We start from the raw sequence: 16,152 nt of genomic DNA, 5'->3' as shown, positions 1-16,152 counted from the left end.
ATTGTTCAGCAACAGGGTAAATATTCCGTTCCGCTGACTCGCATTTTGCGTAAATCGACGTATTTCGGCCGTAAATAGGCTTGGGAGAGCCGCCGCAGCGCGCTTTTTCCTGCTCGGCTGCGATGCTATGAGAGAAGTGCCGAATCCCGGCGTCTCTGAGGTCCGCCCGTGCAGGCATTGGTCTACACGTTCATCGCCATAGCTGCTGTCGCCGTCGGCGCGGCGGCTTATTTTGGCCTGACCTTTACCCCCGCCAATGCCATTCTGGCCGCTTTGGTGTTCGGTTGCGTCTGCGTCGTACTGATGGAACGCACCCTGCGACTGCGCGCCGAAAACCGCCTCGAACGCGCCATCGAAGACCTGTCGCGCCTGCTCGCAACCGATGCGCAGGCCGGTGCCGTGCTCGGCCAGCGCATCAATTCGATTGCCGAAGTTGACGCCGGTGCGCGCCTTGAAGGCGTCGAAGCCGATATCTCGGTTCTGGGAACAGTTATCCGTCAGGTCGCCGAAGCGGTGGCCGATCTCGAAGAACGCAAGGCAAAGCCTGCCCCGGTCAGCAATGACCGCTTGATTACGGCCCCGTCCGCGCCGGTCGTCTATGAGCCCGAGCCGCTCATTCCGCTGCCGCTGCTGCGTCAGGCCGTGTCCGAAAACCGCCTCATCTATCACATGCAGCCCGTGGTTACGCTACCGCAGCGCCGGACCCAGGGCTTCGACCTTGTGCCGCGCCTGATGCTTGAAAATGGCGATCTGGCTGACCGCGCCGATTTCATGCCGCGCCGTGGTGGCGAAGATGTGCTGCGCCATATCGAAGGCGTCGGCCTGCTCGAAGCCGTCACCATCTGCCGCCGCGCCCGCGCCAATGCGCAGCAGGTTACCGTCTATGCGCCGCTGTCGCGCGCCACCATTGGTGATTCGACCGCCTCCGAGCAGCTGCTGGTTTCGCTCGAAGCCAATCGCGCCATCGCCTCGGGCCTCACCTTCACCATCAGCGAAGCCGACTGGCAGGATCTCACCACCGGCGAACGCGCCATCGCCGATGCCGTCGCCAAAAAGGGCGCCGGCTTTTCAATTTCTGACGTTCGCTCGCTGCGGATCGACATTGCCGAACTCGCCGCGCAGGGCGTTCGCTCGCTGCGCATCGACGCGGCCCGCTTCATCGCCGAGCCCGAAGTCTTCACCGATTTCCACGCCTCCGATATCGCCAACTACGTCGCCCGCTTCGATATCAAGCTGCTCGGCACCGGTGTCGTCAGCGAGCGCCAGATCGTTGAACTGCTCGAAGATGGCATCGTGCTGATCCAGGGGCCCTATATCGCCGCGGCCGGTCCGGTGCGCTCCGATCTGGGCATGGAGCCGCTGCGCCAGACCGCCCGGTAAAACGCCCGATCCACGTAGGCTGGCTTTGATGATACCAAAGCACATTCCCGTTTCCCCTTGATCCCGAGGGGCAAGCTGCCACATACAACGCCCATCCTGTCCGCATCGGAATATCGCGATGACCAGCCCGCTACCTTCAATCACCGGCCTTTCCGACCTCGCCGGCCGCTATGACGCTGTATTGAGCGACGTCTGGGGCGTCGTCCACAATGGCGTCGCGGCCTTCCCGACTGCCGTTGAGGCACTGACCGAGTTCCGCAAAGCCGGCGGCAAGGCCGTGTTCATCACCAATGCGCCGCGCCCCTCGGGCCCGATTGTCGAAATGCTCGACCGGCTTGGCGTGCATCGCGACGCCTATGATGCCATCGTCTCCTCCGGCGACGCGACCCGCGTGATGATCGAAAAATATCGCGGCAGGAACATCCACCACGTCGGCCCGGCAACCGAAGACGATCTGCTTTATGAAGGTCTCGACGTGCACCGCACCGATGCCGATCATGCCGAAGTCGTCGTCGTCACCGATCTCGATACCGATCACGACAATCCCGAAATGTACCGCGACCGCGCCAGGCAGTGGCTGGCCCGCAAGCTGCCGATGATCTGCGCCAATCCCGATCGCGTCGTCGAACACGGCGACCAGATCATCTATTGCGGCGGCGCGCTCGGCGATCTCTACGCCGCCATGGGCGGCATGGTGCTGATGGCCGGCAAGCCCTATCAGCCGATTTACGAAGAAGCCTTCCGTCTGGCCGAAGTCGCTGCCGGTCGCCCGCTCGATAAGTCCCGCGTCCTCGCCATTGGCGACAGCGTCCGCACCGACGCCACCGGCGCCGCCCAGTTCGGCATCGACCTGCTGTTCGTCACCGGCTCAATCCACGCGGCCGAGCTCGACGCCTTCGGCAAGCCCGATCCGCAAGCCATTGCCGATCTGGTCGCGCCCAGCCGAGCCCACATGGCCGGCTTCCTGCCCCGTCTGGCCTGGTGATCCCTGTGACCGGTTTTCAGCGTCTGTCCAATCTCGATGCCGTGCCCGCAGATCTGCGCGGCGCCTTTGTTGCCATCGGCAATTTCGATGGCTTCCATCGCGGCCACCAGCGCGTCATCGCGCGGCTCAAGGCCCGCGCGGCCGAGGCCGGTGTGCCCGCCATTATCCTGACCTTCGAGCCGCATCCGCGCGACGTTTTTGCGCCCGCGCCCTTCATGTTCCGTCTCACCGACGGCGATGCCAAGGCGCGGCTGGCCGAAGCCTTTGGCGTCGATGCCATCGCCATCCTCAATTTCGACCGCGATTTTTCCCAGATCGAAGCCGAGGATTTCGTCTCGCGCTTCCTGGTCGGTGCGCTCGGCGTCACCGGAGTTATCGTCGGCTCCGATTTCCACTTCGGTCGCCAGCGTCGCGGCACGCCAAATTTCCTGCAGGCCTCCGGCGAGGCCTATGGCTTTGCCGTCGAAAAGCTCGACCTGATGGATGAAGGCGACGAGGTCATTTCCTCCTCGCGCATTCGCGCCGCACTATCGGAAGGCGCGGTCACCGCCGCCAATCGCCTGCTCGGCTATCACTGGTTCTTCAACGGCTGCGTGGTCAAAGGCGACCAGCGGGGCAGGGAGCTTGGCTACCCAACCGCCAACACCATGACCCATGCCAATTTCCAGCTGGCCCAGGGCGTTTACGCCGTCCGCGCCCGACTTGGTGATCGGCTGTTCGACGGCGTCGCCGCTTATGGCAAGCCGATGTTCAACAATCAACGCCCGCCCTTTGAAACCCACCTCTTCGATTTCGACGAAGACATTTATGGCCAGACCATCAGCGTTGCTCTGGTCGCCCACATTCGCGGCCAGGAAGTCTTCGCCGGCCTCGACGAGCTGATCGTCGCCATGGACCGCGACAGCAAGAAGGCCCGCGCCGCGCTGGCCGAAGCCCGCCCGCTGAGCGACCTCGACGCTAGATTGGGCTATGTCGGGTGATCGGTTTGTCGGCCTGATCATCGAGCAATAGCCGCACCAGTTCCGCCTGCCGCCGCACGCCTGTCTTGTCGAAAATGCTGGTGAGTTGGCTGCGCGCCGTCGCGACCGAAACGCCGCGTTGCAACGCGGCTGTCTTGCGCCCGCCACTGCGCACGATCTCCCACGCCAGACTTGCCTCGGCAGGTGTCAGGCCGAAACGCTGCCGCAGGCGCTGCACCATCTGCTCCATCCGCGCATCGGGATCTGTCACGAACACCATCGCCAATTGCTGGGTAAAGCCCGGCCACCAATTGCTCGACGGAAATGGCAGGCACTGCACCCAGAGTGGACTGCGTCCCTCGCCACGCGAAACCTGCATAATCCCCTCGTCGGCTGTCACCAGCCCGCGCGCACAGCGTCCGATCAGCTTGTCCAGCGCCGCCGTCTCAGTGGTCGTCATGCAACTGAGTTGCCCATTGTTGAGCCGCAACCCATCGCCCTGCGCCAGAATACGCTCGGCAATGCCATTGGCCGTTCGCACCGTCCCGCTCACCCCGACCAGCAGCGCGCCGCGGTCGAGATATTCGAGCGCGGTGAAAATCCCCATGCCCACGGATTTGGTTTCATGCAGCAACTGGTTGAGCTGAAACGCCCGGATCAGATGGGGCGTGACCATGGACAGAATACGCAGCTGGTCGCGACCATATTCAGTCGGCCCCGAGATCATCAGCGTTGCGCGCCACCCCTGCGAGGTTGCCATATTGAGCGCCGCGCCGTTGAGATATTGCTGGGGCACGCACCATTCATTGTAGAACTCGCCCGCCCGGAATGCCTCGACATCGATGATATCGGCATCGACCACCGGCTGCCCGACCGGCAGGCTGTGCATGGCCAGCTGCATCGGATTGCGCCGGTGATAGTGGTCGGCATATTGGCGCACATATTCGGGGTCGGCCCGCGCACTGACCAGCAGCGGCACCAGGGCCGCCGTCTGTCCGCCCATTGTCGCGTCAAGACTGCCCGTCACATCGGCCAACGAGACCAGCGCCGTTTTCCAATGCTCGGGGTGCGCTCCGGCCTCATAGATATGCTCGATAAGCGAGAGTACCTGATCCAAGGATGTGCCTCCCGGCATGCCTGACCGCGCCACGGCAGTGGATACTCAATCTTCGAGCATATCAAGCCACCTCTGATTGCCACGGAATCTGCCCCGCACCAATCGGACATGTGTTCGATGTGGCCGTCGCTCGCCAACACTAGGCTGCCCTGGATCTAACGCCAGGAGACACCATGAAATCCTTGAAAAAGCGCCTGAGGCTGGCAGCGATTCTGCTGGTCAGCGCATCCGCCGTCGCCGTTGCCATGCCAAAGGCCAATGCATTTGAAACCGTGGTCATCGGCACCCGGCACTTCGTCCACTGTTTCGGACTGATGATCGGCAAACCCGATGTCCATGCGCAGCAATGCCTGCCCAACAATGTCCATACCGAATATGGCAGCATCAGTTCCATGACCGGCTCGGCAGGCGATCCCGTTGTTGCCGAAGAGGAGCCCGAAGAGCCTGTTGAGGAGCCCGAAGAACCTGTCGAAGAGCCTGAAGAGCCCGTCGAAGAACCAGAGCAGCCCGCGCAGGACGAGCCTCCTGTCCAGGCAGTGGACGCTTCTTTGGCCGTCGTCGGTCAGTTCGACTTCGCTTGAAAGCACAGCAATTGGCTGCCCACCGACACACGATTGGTTGAGCATCGGGAACGGGCTGGATGCCATAAATCGCCCGCTCCCATGCTCCGGTCCGGCCCTTCGCGCCCTCCCTTGCAAGGGGCCGCTCGCCAGGTGGCAAAAATCAAGCTTTGCCCCATCGCCCGTGCCTTGCTAAAAGGCGGCCAAATCTTCCTTATCGATTGCCGCTTTTCATGACCGATACCGCCACGGGTGCCGCCGAAACCGACTATTCGGCCACGCTGTTTTTGCCAGAGACCAACTTTCCTATGCGCGCCGGCTTGCCGGACCGCGAGCCGATCTGGCTCAAGCGTTGGGAAGACATGGACATTTACCAGCTGCAGCGCGATCAGGCTGCGCAGCGGCCGCTGTTCACCATCCATGACGGCCCGCCCTACGCCAATGGCAACATCCATATCGGTCACGCGCTCAACAAGACGCTGAAAGATATAGTCTCCCGCTCGATGCAGATGCTGGGCTTCAACTCGGCCTATGTGCCGGGCTGGGATTGTCACGGCCTGCCCATCGAATGGAAGATCGAAGAGCAGTACCGCGCCAAGGGTAAGGACAAGAACGACGTTCCGATCGTCGAATTCCGTCAGGAATGCCGGACCTTTGCCGAGCAGTGGGTCGATATCCAGCGCGAAGAATTCAAGCGCCTCGGCGTGCTCGGCGAGTGGGACAATCCCTACCTCACCATGAGCTTTGATGCCGAAGCCCAGATCGCGCGCGAACTGATGCAGGTCTCGAACTCCGGCCAGCTCTATCGCGGCTCCAAGCCCGTCATGTGGTCGGTGGTCGAGCGCACCGCGCTGGCCGAAGCCGAAATCGAATATGCCGACTACGAGAGCGACACCATCTGGGTGAAGTTCCCGACCTCGCATATCGCCACAACCGCCGGCTCGGGCGTCGAAGACAATCTCGAACGCCGCGAACACCTGACCGGCGCGTCGGTGGTCATCTGGACCACGACGCCCTGGACCATCCCCGCCAACCGCGCGATCTCCTTCTCGTCCAAGGTTGCCTATGGCCTCTATGAGGTCACCGGCGCGCCAGACGGCAATTGGGCTTCGGTCGGTGAAAAATACGTGCTGGCCGATAAGCTCGCCGCCGAAACGTTCGCCAAGGCCAAGGTAGAAACCTTCGTGCGCCTGCAGGACGTGCCACCAGCCGTCTTGTCGGGCCTCCAGTGTCACCATCCGCTGCGTGGCTTCGGCGACGGCTACAATTTCGAAGTCCCGCTGCTCGATGGCGAACACGTCACCGACGACGCCGGCACCGGCTTTGTGCATACCGCACCCGGCCACGGCCTCGACGACTTTGAAATCTGGATGAATTCCGGCCGACTGCTGGCCGAAAAGGGCATCGACAGCGCCATCCCGTATGTCGTCGGCGACGATGGTTTCTACACCAACGAAGCCCCCGGCCTCGACGGCGCACGCGTCATCGATGACAATGGCAAGAAGGGCGACGCCAATAACCGAGTTATCACCGCTCTTGCCGAGCGTCACGCCATGGTCGCCCGTGGCCGCGTCAAGCACTCGTACCCCCATTCCTGGCGGTCCAAGAAGCCGGTCATCTTCCGCAATACGCCCCAGTGGTTCGTCTATATGGACCGCGACATCATGGGTGCACCGGGCGATACACTGCGTCAACGCGCGCTCAATGCAATCGACGCCACCAAGTTCTACCCGGCTGCCGGCCAGAACCGCCTGCGCTCGATGATCGCCGACCGCCCCGATTGGGTGCTGTCGCGTCAGCGCGCCTGGGGCGTGCCGATCACGGTGTTCGTCAACAAGGCGACCAACGAAATCCTCAAGGACGAGGTCGTCAATCACCGCATCGCACAGTCCTTCGAGGAAGAAGGCGCTGATGCATGGTTCAAGCCTGGCGCTGCCGAGCGCTATCTGGGCGACAACTATGCCGTGGCCGATTACGAGATGGTCAAGGACGTGCTCGACGTGTGGTTCGACAGTGGCTCAACCCACTCTTTCGTTCTGCGCAACAAGCAGAAGTGGCCGCACCTCAAGTTCCCGGCCTCGCTCTATCTCGAAGGCTCGGATCAGCACCGCGGCTGGTTCCATTCCAGCCTGCTCGAAAGCTGCGCCACCAATGGCCACGCGCCCTATGAAGGCGTGCTGACGCATGGCTTCACCATGGACGGCGACGGCAAGAAGATGAGCAAGTCGCTGGGCAATACGGTTGCCCCGCAGGACATCATCAAGCAGTACGGCGCCGATATCCTGCGCCTCTGGGTCGCGTCCTCCGACTATTCGGAAGACCTGCGCCTCGGCAAGGAAATCATCCAGACCACGGTCGATGGCTACCGCAAGCTGCGCAACACGCTGCGCTGGCTGCTCGGCAATCTTGCCCATTACGATGCCAAGGATGCCGTGTCCTTTGCGGAAATGCCCGAGCTTGAGCAGCTGATGCTGCATCGTCTGGCCCAACTCGATATGCAGGTCCGCGCGGCCTACAAGGAATACGACTATCGCAAGATCGTCTCGCTCCTCACCAACTTCATGAACATCGAGCTGTCGGCGTTCTACTTCGACATCCGCAAGGACGCGCTCTACTGCGACCCGATCTCGTCGGTAAAGCGTCGCGCCTCGCTCACGGTGCTCAATCACCTGTTCGATTGCCTGACCGCCTGGCTGGCGCCAATCCTGGTCTTCACCATGGAAGAAGTCTGGCTTGAGCGTCATCCCGAGGAGGGCTCCTCGGTTCACCTCCGCCTCTTCCCCGAAGTGCCGTCCGAATGGCTCAATGATGAGCTGGCCACCAAGTGGAACCTGATCCGCTCGGTGCGCCGCGTCATCACCGGGGCGCTCGAAGTTGAACGCCGCGAAAAGCGTATCGGCTCCTCGCTCGAAGCCGCGCCAAAGGTGTTCATCGCCGATGCGCGCTACATCGAGGCGCTTAAGGGCCAGGACCTCGCCGAAATCGCCATCACTTCGGATATCGAAGTGGTGTCGGGCACCGGCGAAGGCTTCACCCTCGACGACGTGTCGGGCATCTCGGTCGTACCAGAACTGGCCAAGGGAACCCGCTGCGCCCGCTCGTGGAAAATCCTGCCGGAAGTGGGCTCGGACCCCGAATTCCCCGACGTCTCGCCCCGCGACGCTCAGGCCCTGCGCGAACGCGCTGCGGCCGGCCTGTAACGTCTGAGAGCCACAGCAATGTTCCTCCCCCTATCAGGGGGAGGTTAGGAGGGGGTACCCGAAATGAATCTGAAATCTCTGACCGACCCCTCCGTCTACGTCTCCCTGACGGCGGCCATTCTCGCGTTCGGGCTGGATCGTGCCCACAAGGCCTATCAGGTCTCGGCCGATTGTATTTCCATCGGCGGCTCCAACTGCATCGAAGTCTTCAGCAGCTACATTCCGTTCTCGATGACCGGCTGGCGCGGCGGCGAAGTGCTCCGCGTTACCGATTTTTTCGATTACGTCCTCGTCTGGAACACCGGCATTTCCTACGGCCTGCTTGATGGCTTGCCGGTCTGGACGCTGGGCGCTGTGATGGTCCTCGCCATCATCGCGCTGTCGATCTGGTGGGTCCGCGCCGATTCGGCGCTGGTACGTCTGGGTCTGGCTTTCTGCATCGGCGGCGCGCTGTCCAATGCGCTGGATCGCCTGATTTATGGCGGCGTGGCCGACTTCTTCCATTTTCACTGGGGCGAGTGGTCGTTCTATATTTTCAACGTCGCCGACGTCGCCATCACCATTGGTGTCGTGCTGCTCATCGCCGATCTGCTCGGCCTCGGCAGGCCCAAGCGCGCCATATCAACCGCCAAGGACTAGGGCCAGAGATCGTTGCCTCGGGGCAACGGTTTGCGCCGGATCGGCTTGAACAACACGTTCCTGCCAGAATCTGGTCTTAGTCGCCAGAATGCGCTATAAGCGCGGCCGACATCTTGAAGGACGTTTCATGCGTAATGGATTGACCGGGCAGCACTCTGCTCGTCGGGCCGTATCCCGGGCTGGTTTGCTTGCTCTGGGCCTGGTCATGGCTGTGGCTCTTGGGGCATGCACCACCGTCGAAGGCACCAATGCCTTGACCGATGTGGGCACCTTTGAGCGCGAAGTCATGTCGAGCACGGCACGCGGCATCGGGCTACTACCAGGCAGTGCGCCTAAGGAAGATCTCACCACTGCGCGTGCGCCGCTTGTGCTGCCACAGTCGGGTCAGGCTCTGCCTGCGCCAACCACCCAGGTTGCATCCGCCCAGCTGCCTGCCAATAGCGACACCGTCCGCATCGATACCAGCAATCTGACCGAGGCTGATCTGCAGCGCCTGCGCAATGCCAAGGTCGTCGATCTGCGCTCCACCGCCGGTCGCCCGCTGACCGAGGCCGAAGCCCGTCACCTGACCGCCCGCATGCAGGCCGCCAATATCGCCGTTCGCACCAATGGCAACCGCCCGCTTTACCTGCCACCCGAAGAGTACTTCACCCGCGTCGGCAATGCCGATCTGGTCTGTGCCGTCGGCAATGGCGAAGTCGTGTCGATCAACGATCCGAAGTGCCCCGAAGCCGTGCGCAAGGCGCTCCGCGCTGCTGCCGCACCGGGTGTCACCAGCTCGGGCATGATCGGTTCGCAGGACGCGCGCCTGAACAAAAGCGACATTACAAACTAGATCAGCTAGGCATTCGCCTGGCTCCAAATATCAAGCGGCCGGATGATCCGGCCGCTTAGTCTTTTCCGCGCCGCCCGCCAGAGATGTCTCCGGCATATGGGTCCCGCATGACATGAAAGTACGCCTCAATGAGCGACGCTCCAGCCAAACCCGATACCGGTGACCGTCTCGCCAAAGTCATCGCCCGCTCGGGGCTTTGCTCCCGCCGTGATGCCGAAGTGTGGATCGCCGCCGGCCGCGTCGTGGTCAACGGCAAGAAGGTCCTGACGCCAGCCTTTAACGTCACCGACCGCGACAAGATCATCGTCGATGGCGCCCCGCTTGCTGCCCGTCAGGGCACCCGCGTCTGGCTCTATCACAAGCCCGCTGGCCTCGTGGTCACCGAGAAGGACCCTGAAGGTCGCGAGACCATTTTCGAGGCCCTCGAAGTCCACGGCCTGCCGCGCGTCGTCACGGTTGGGCGTCTCGATATAAACACCGAAGGCCTGCTGCTGCTGACCAATGATGGCGGCCTCAAGCGCGTTCTCGAACTGCCTGCCACCGGCTGGCTGCGCCGCTACCGCGTGCGCGCCCACGGTTCGGTCACCCAGGCTGCCCTCGACAAGCTCAAGGACGGCATCGAAATCGACGGCATCAAGTATGGCGCCATCGAAGCCACGCTTGAGCGCGAGCAGGGGTCCAACGTCTGGCTCGTCCTGTCGCTGCGCGAAGGCAAGAACCGTGAAGTCAAGAACGTGCTCGGCGCGCTTGGCCTTGAAGTGAACCGCCTGATCCGCGTCAGCTATGGCCCGTTCCAGCTCGGCGATATTCCGGTCGGCGCTGTCGAAACCGTCAAGGCCAAGATGCTGCGCGACCAGCTCGGCAAAAAGCTTGCCGACGCTGCCGACGTCGATTTCGATAGCGAAATGCCGTCCGAAATCAATGCCAACGCCCTCGTCGGCAAGCCAACGCGTGACCGTCTCACCGGTCGCGGCACCAATACCGTCGAGATCGACAGCCAGCGTTTCCGCTTCACCGATCACGCCGAAAAGACCGAAGAAGAACTCCGCGCTGAGCGTCCGCGTCAGGATCGCCCCGGCCGTTTCGACAGCCGCAAGCCAATGGCACGCCGCGACGAGTCGCAGGACGACGAATACGCGCCACCACCCCGTCACATCCATTTTGACGAAGATGGCCGCGCGCCCGAAGAGTTCGTCGCCAAGCGCAATACCCGCATCGTGCAGCGCCCCGATCGCGACGATCAGTCGGCACTGACCTTCGGCAAAAGCGCCCCGCGCCCAGCCGGCGGCAAAAAGCCATTCGGTGCCAAGCCCAGCTTTGGCGACAAGAAGCCCTTCGAGAAGAAGTCCTTCGGCGACAAGCCACGCGGCCCGCGTCGCGACGATGATCGTCGTCCATCCGGCGATCGCAGCGAGCGCCCAAGCGGCGGCAAGTCGTTTGGTGATCGTCCACGCTCGCCCCGTCCAGAGGGCGGCGCACGTCCGCCACGCGGTCGCGAGTTCACCGGCACGCCACGCGGTCCACGTCGTGAAGAGGCTGGCGCCGAGCGCGTATTCGAGCCGCGTCTGCGTCCCGATAGCGAGCGCGGCGAAGGCGCAGCCTTCAAGGGCGAAGCCAAGCGTCCCGGCCGCAACTTCTCCGAAAAGCCAGTCCGCTTCCGCAAGGACGGCGAGCGTCCATCCTTTGGCGATCGCCCACAGCGTTCGGAACGCCCATCGTTCGGTGAGCGTCCACAACGTTCCGAGCGCCCGTCCTTCGGTGAGCGTCCGCAGCGCAGCGACCGTCCAGCCCGTCCGGGTCGTGACGAGTTCGGCTCCGAGGCCAAGACATACGGCAAGCCCCGCATGCGTGCCGATGGCAAGCCAGCGCCAAAGCGTGACGGTGCAGCCCCTCAGCGCGGTCCGCGCCCAGGCGGCGCCGGCGGCAAGCCCGGTGGTTTCGGCGGTAAGCCAGGCGGCTTCGGCAAGCCCGGTGGTCGTCCGACTGGTGGCGCAGGTCGTCCATCCGGTGGGGCAGGCCGCCCATCTGGTGGTGGTCGTCCCTCCGGCGGTGCCGGTCGCCCCTCCGGCGGTGGTCGTCCATCCTCGGGCGGCCCACGTCGTCCAAAGTAAGGCTTGAAGCAACAGAGAAGCTCATGCTGAGCCTGAAGCAACAACAGACCTCATCCTGAGCCTGTCGAAGGACGAGGTCGTGGCACAAAGATGTCACGCCCTCGTGGTTCGACAAGCTCACCATGAGGGCTACTGAGGAAGTCTTGTTATGCGCATCGTTGCCGGCAAATTCCGTGGCAAGCAGCTGAACTCGCCATCCGACGAGTCCATCCGCCCCACGGCCGACCGCGTCCGTGAATCGATGTTCAACATCCTTTCCAGCCGCATCGGCCCGGTCTTTGACGGCGTGCGCGTCCTCGATCTGTTCGCCGGCACCGGCGCGCTGGGCTTTGAAGCCCTGTCACGCGGCGCCAGCCACGTCACCTTCGTCGATATGGGCGCCGAAGCGCGTGGCCTGATCCGCGATCACATCGAAGCCTTCGGGGCAGGGGGCATCACCAAGCTTCTGCGCCGCGACGCTACTGATCTCGGCGTTTCCGGCACCTTCGGTCAGTTCGATCTGGTGTTTCTCGATCCGCCCTACGGCCACGGCCTGGGCGAAAAAGCCCTTGCCGGCATCGCCGCCAGCGGCTGGCTCGCCCCGGAAGCCACCATCGTCTTCGAAGAAAGCGTCGATGCGGAGATCGAAATTCCGACCGGCTTCACCCTCGATGATCGCCGCGAATACGGCTCCGCCGCCGTGCATTTTTTGACGTTCGGGGAATAGCGCGTTCCGCTCACTTCTTCCCCTCTCCCCTTGTGGAGAGCGACGGCATTTCTGCGTTCAGCAGAAATGACAGGGTGAGAAGGCCATGAGAGCTGTGCTCGAATGGCGTAAGCCATCCCATGCCAGACATCCTGAAGGAGCCCCTCATCCGCCCTTGGGGCACCTTCTCCCGCAAGGGGAGAAGGAAGTGGTAGCGTGCCCCTAAGCCGCCAGCGCACACTCCGCGCACTTGCCCCGGATTTCCATCGTCGTCCGCTCGACCTTGAAGCCCTTGGCCCCTGCCCAGTCGCCCAGCCGATCCTCGATCACCGCGTCGGCAAATTCATCCACCTTCCCACACCCCTCGCAGATCGCAAACGCAATCAGCCCCTTGCGATGGCAGTGCTCGTCCGCACACGCGACGAACGCATTGAGCGATTCCAGCCGATGCGCCAGCCCGCGTTCCACCAGCTTGTCCAGCGCGCGATAAACCTGCAACGGCGCCCGCAGCCCATCGGCGCGCAGCTTGTCGAGAATGTCATAGGCGCTCAGCGGCCCCACCGAATGGTTGAGCGCGCCCAGCACCAGCCCCTGATTGCGCGTCAGATCGGTCGGTACGTCGTGACTATGCGCCATGGGTCTCTCTCCTGCCGAACAGCCGCGAAACGGGAACCGTCAGCGACACCAGAAATATAATCAGCGCCATCACCACAATCGAGGGCCCAGACGCCGTATCCCACGTTCTTGATCCGAACAACCCGCCAACCACCGCAATGGCGCCCAACACCGCCGCGACGATCGCCATCATCTCCGGCGTCGCGCTCAGCCGCCGCGCCGTCGCCGCCGGAATGATCAGCAACGAGGTAATCAGCAAGACGCCGACCAGTTTCATGGCAATGGCGATAACGCTGGCCATCAGGATCATCAGCACCAGACGACTCGCCTCCGGCCGCAGTCCTTCGGCCTCGGCCAGTTCCGGGCTTACGGTCGACGCCAACAGCGGTCGCCATGCCAGAACGAGTATCGCCACGATGGCAACGCCGCCGCCATAGATGACGTAAATATCCTGCATCGAGACGGCCAGAATGTCGCCAAACAGGAACCCCATCAGGTCGATCCGCACCGTGGTCAAAAAGCCCACCAGCACCAGCCCCACGGCCAGCGTCGAGTGGCTCAATATCCCTAGAAGCGCATCGGTCGACAGTGTCGCCTGCTTCTGCAAAACGATCAGCGCGCCGGCAACCAAAGCCGCCACTGCAAACACGCCTAGCGTCATGTTCATCGACAAAATGATCGACAGCGCCACACCCAGCAGCGCAGAATGGGCCATCGTATCCCCAAAATAGGCCATCCGCCGCCACACGACGAAACACCCCAGTGGGCCTGTCACGAGGGCAAGGCCCACACCAGCAACCAGCGCGCGAGAGAAATAATCACCGAACATCAGCATTCTCCACGCGGGACGGCACAAAATTTCGCCCAAAACCCGATCTCACCCTCCCCCTCGAGGGGAGGGCCAGGGAGGGGGGGACGGAGCCAGCCAGGACCTCAATCCGCATGGCTATGCCCCTTATGCTCGTGAGCATGATCATGCCCATGGGAATGCTCATGCGCCTCACCTTCAGCCACCACACACCCATCGTCATGATGCTCATGGTCGTGATGATGCTGATAAATCGCCAGTGACCCGGCGGCCCGCTCGCCGAACAGCCGCAGATATTCCGGGCTCCGCTTCACGGCCGAGGGCGTGCCCCGGCAGCACACATGGCCATTAAGGCAGATCACCGTATCGGTTTCTGCCATCACCACATGCAGGTCGTGGCTGATCATCAATATGCCGCTCTGCGTCACATCGCGGATCTGCCGCACCAGTTCGTAAAGTGCCACCTCACCGGAAAAATCGACGCCCTGCACCGGCTCGTCCAGCACCAGCAGGTCTGGCTTGCGGATCATCGCCCGGGCAAACAGCACGCGCTGAAATTCTCCGCCCGACAATTCCTGCACCGCAGCCTTGAGCAACCGCCTTGCGCCGACAGCTTCGAGCGCCGCATCGATCTCGCCAGCCGAAAACCGTCCGGTCAGCGTCATCAGTCGCTCCACCGTCAGCGGCAGCGTCCAGTCTATGGTCAGCTTCTGCGGCACATAGCCGATCTTGAGCCCCGGCTTGCGCACAACCGTGCCGGTGGATGGCTTCAACACGCCCGTCGCCATCTTGGCTGTCGTCGATTTTCCAGAGCCATTCGGCCCGATCAGCGTCACGATTTCGCCGCGGGCAATGGTCAGGTCAACGCCACTCACAAGCGTCCGCCCGCCGCGCGACACGCCGGCATTGCGCAGCGTGATCAGCGTTTCCTTGGGAACTATCGCATTCAAAACTATCGCTCCTTCGCACCCTCTATGAGGCCAGGGTGGGGTCCGACGCTGCCGCAAAATTTCTGCGCAACGGACCTTGACGCCCTTCAATACGTTATAGCATAACATCACCGCAAGCGTAATAACATAACATATCACGCGACGTCACCGAAACAATACGAGGCTCCTGCCGATGAAGCTGCTCGCCCCTTTTGCCCTGCTGTCCACGGCTTTGCTCACCTCCACCGCCTTCGCCGCGCCCAATGTGGTCGCTTCCATCAAGCCCGTTCACTCGCTGGTTGCCGCCGTCATGGCGGGCGTCGGCGAACCCACGCTCATCGTCAAAGGCTCCGCCTCGCCCCACACTTATGCCCTGCGTCCCTCCGATGCCGGCGCCATTGAATCCGCCGATATCGTGTTCTGGACCGGCCACGGCATGGAACTATTCCTCGCCGATTCCCTCGATACCCTCGCCAAGAACGCGACCGTCGTCGAACTTGCCGATTCCCCCGGCATCAAGCTGCTCCCCGTCCGCGAAGGCGGCGCCTTTGAAGCCCATTCGCATGGCGACGAGGATCACGACCACGATCACGAAGGCCACGATGACCACGCCCATGATGAACATGGCGAAGGCGACATGCACTTCTGGCTCGATCCGGAAAATGCCAAGCTGATGGTCACCCAGATCGCGACGAGCCTGTCCGAAGCCGATCCGGAAAACGCAAGCGCCTATCAGGCCAATGCCGAAGCCGAACTGGTAAAGCTGGACGAGCTGGAAAACCAGATCGCCCAGATCCTCGCTCCGATCAAGGACAAGCCCTTCGTCGTCTTCCACGACGCCTACCAGTATTTTGAAGCGCGCTTCGGCCTGTCACTGGCTGGCTCGGTCACCGTAACCCCAGACGTCATGCCCGGCGCCGCCCGCATCGACCAGCTCAAGGCCAAGGTCGCCGAACTCGGCGCCACCTGCGTCTTCGCCGAACCCAATTTCGAACCCACCATCATCTCGGCCATCACCGAAGGCTCCACCGCCAAATCCGGCGTCCTCGACCCCGAGGGTGGGGCGCTGACTGAGGGGCCCGACCTCTACCCAACCCTCCTGCGTGGCCTCGCCACCAGCCTGGTCGATTGCCTGGGCTAAGAAAGCAAGAATACCCCCACCTAACCTCCCCCTGAAAAGGGGGAGGAATCCGGCCGGTGATTGTCGCCATTAGTGCCCAAACTCGATCGAACTCCTCCCCCTATCAGGGGGAGGCCGGGTGGGGTATCCGACAAAGACTCTTTAATCCGTCCCCACGCCCAAACTTCTCCGCAAACGTAACGTGCTAA

Annotated in this window: 14 protein-coding genes; 10 read left to right on the top strand and 4 right to left on the bottom strand. The window is 62.6% G+C overall.

Annotation, left to right across the window (positions count from 1 at the left end):
* Window positions 1-168: 168 nt before the first annotated feature.
* The 3 genes from ABIE28_RS13105 (at window position 169) to ABIE28_RS13095 (ending at window position 3,345) form a co-directional block, all read left to right on the top strand.
* The gene (locus ABIE28_RS13105; RefSeq protein ID WP_354063610.1) at window positions 169-1,380 is read left to right on the top strand and encodes an EAL domain-containing protein; all 1,212 of its coding nucleotides are present in this window, start codon (window positions 169-171) and stop codon (window positions 1,378-1,380) included.
* Window positions 1,381-1,498: 118 nt separating this feature from the next.
* Window positions 1,499-2,365 carry a TIGR01459 family HAD-type hydrolase gene (locus ABIE28_RS13100; protein ID WP_354063608.1) on the top strand — a complete coding sequence of 289 codons (867 nt, stop codon included), beginning with the start codon at window positions 1,499-1,501 and terminating at the stop codon, window positions 2,363-2,365.
* A 5-nt stretch (window positions 2,366-2,370) separates the two neighbouring features.
* Window positions 2,371-3,345, top strand: coding sequence for a bifunctional riboflavin kinase/FAD synthetase (locus tag ABIE28_RS13095; protein WP_354063606.1), 975 nt, complete (start codon window positions 2,371-2,373; stop codon window positions 3,343-3,345).
* On the opposite strand, the gene ABIE28_RS13090 is transcribed toward ABIE28_RS13095, so the two are convergent.
* The gene (locus ABIE28_RS13090) at window positions 3,323-4,441 is read right to left on the bottom strand and encodes a helix-turn-helix transcriptional regulator (RefSeq protein WP_354063604.1); all 1,119 of its coding nucleotides are present in this window, start codon (window positions 4,439-4,441) and stop codon (window positions 3,323-3,325) included. The genes ABIE28_RS13095 and ABIE28_RS13090 overlap by 23 nt on opposite strands.
* A 173-nt stretch (window positions 4,442-4,614) precedes the next feature.
* On the opposite strand from ABIE28_RS13090, the gene ABIE28_RS13085 reads away from it, so the two are divergent.
* The 6 genes from ABIE28_RS13085 to rsmD all read left to right on the top strand — a co-directional run bounded on the left by ABIE28_RS13085 (window position 4,615) and on the right by rsmD (window position 12,492).
* Complete coding sequence (locus tag ABIE28_RS13085; RefSeq protein ID WP_354063602.1) at window positions 4,615-5,022, top strand: hypothetical protein; 408 nt, start codon at window positions 4,615-4,617, stop codon at window positions 5,020-5,022.
* A gap of 212 nt (window positions 5,023-5,234) precedes the next feature.
* Entirely contained in the window at window positions 5,235-8,201 is a 2,967-nt protein-coding gene (gene ileS, locus ABIE28_RS13080) for an isoleucine--tRNA ligase (RefSeq protein ID WP_354063600.1), read from the top strand.
* A gap of 63 nt (window positions 8,202-8,264) precedes the next feature.
* Complete coding sequence (lspA, locus tag ABIE28_RS13075) at window positions 8,265-8,840, top strand: signal peptidase II (RefSeq protein WP_354063598.1); 576 nt, start codon at window positions 8,265-8,267, stop codon at window positions 8,838-8,840.
* 205 nt (window positions 8,841-9,045) lie between these two features.
* Window positions 9,046-9,675, top strand: a complete 630-nt coding sequence (locus ABIE28_RS13070) for a hypothetical protein (protein WP_354063596.1) — start codon at window positions 9,046-9,048, stop codon at window positions 9,673-9,675.
* Between the two features lie 128 nt (window positions 9,676-9,803).
* Window positions 9,804-11,786 (top strand): pseudouridine synthase, encoded by a 1,983-nt coding sequence (locus ABIE28_RS13065; RefSeq protein ID WP_354063594.1) that lies wholly within the window; start codon window positions 9,804-9,806, stop codon window positions 11,784-11,786.
* 148 nt (window positions 11,787-11,934) lie between these two features.
* Entirely contained in the window at window positions 11,935-12,492 is a 558-nt protein-coding gene (gene rsmD / locus ABIE28_RS13060; protein ID WP_354063593.1) for a 16S rRNA (guanine(966)-N(2))-methyltransferase RsmD, read from the top strand.
* A gap of 201 nt (window positions 12,493-12,693) precedes the next feature.
* On the opposite strand, the gene ABIE28_RS13055 is transcribed toward rsmD, so the two are convergent.
* From ABIE28_RS13055 to ABIE28_RS13045, 3 genes are all read right to left on the bottom strand, one after another.
* A complete protein-coding gene (locus tag ABIE28_RS13055) occupies window positions 12,694-13,107 on the bottom strand; it encodes a Fur family transcriptional regulator (RefSeq protein WP_354063591.1) in 414 nt (137 codons plus the stop codon).
* Window positions 13,097-13,915, bottom strand: coding sequence for a metal ABC transporter permease (locus ABIE28_RS13050; protein ID WP_354063589.1), 819 nt, complete (start codon window positions 13,913-13,915; stop codon window positions 13,097-13,099). Before ABIE28_RS13050 ends, ABIE28_RS13055 begins: the two co-directional genes overlap by 11 nt.
* A 104-nt stretch (window positions 13,916-14,019) precedes the next feature.
* Window positions 14,020-14,850, bottom strand: a complete 831-nt coding sequence (locus ABIE28_RS13045; protein WP_354066450.1) for an ATP-binding cassette domain-containing protein — start codon at window positions 14,848-14,850, stop codon at window positions 14,020-14,022.
* 166 nt (window positions 14,851-15,016) lie between these two features.
* Between ABIE28_RS13045 and znuA the strand changes: the two genes are divergently transcribed.
* On the top strand, window positions 15,017-15,964 hold the full coding sequence (gene znuA / locus ABIE28_RS13040; RefSeq protein ID WP_354063587.1) for a zinc ABC transporter substrate-binding protein ZnuA: 948 nt from the start codon (window positions 15,017-15,019) through the stop codon (window positions 15,962-15,964).
* The last annotated feature ends 188 nt before the right edge of the window (window positions 15,965-16,152 follow it).

Source organism: Devosia sp. 2618 (assembly GCF_040546815.1).
In the GTDB taxonomy this organism is placed as follows: domain Bacteria; phylum Pseudomonadota; class Alphaproteobacteria; order Rhizobiales; family Devosiaceae; genus Devosia.
The sequence above is the reverse complement of the archived record's forward strand: the minus strand, read 5'-3'. Positions and strand labels throughout refer to the sequence as shown.